Annotated in this window: 1 protein-coding gene; it reads right to left on the bottom strand. The window is 63.2% G+C overall.

Annotation, left to right across the window (positions count from 1 at the left end; translation table 11 throughout):
- Positions 1–261, bottom strand: a 261-nt coding sequence (locus SB764_RS41740; RefSeq protein ID WP_410866998.1) for a zinc-binding dehydrogenase, incomplete at both ends; no start/stop codon positions are given.

The following is a 261-nucleotide window of genomic DNA, read 5'->3' as shown; positions in this document are numbered from 1 at the left end:
AGGCGGCGCGCCTCGTCCAGTTGCTTACCGTTCGAGCGCACCTGCGTTGTCGAGACGGTGATCTTCCGCCGGGCGGCCTCCTCATGGCCGGAAAAGCCAAGCGGGTTGACGAGGTAGAGGACGCCACCCGGCTTGATGCAGGAAAGAAAGCGTTCCATCTTCGCGCCACCGACAGCATCCAGCACCAAGTCCACATTTCCCGCTGCCCTTTCGGCGGCCACCTCCGTGTAGTCGATGAAACCATCCGCGCCGAGATCGGTC

The sequence above is a fragment of the Paraburkholderia sp. SIMBA_027 genome (assembly GCF_046535315.1).
Taxonomy (GTDB): Bacteria; Pseudomonadota; Gammaproteobacteria; order Burkholderiales; family Burkholderiaceae; genus Paraburkholderia; species Paraburkholderia tropica.
The sequence above is the reverse complement of the archived record's forward strand: the minus strand, read 5'-3'. Positions and strand labels throughout refer to the sequence as shown.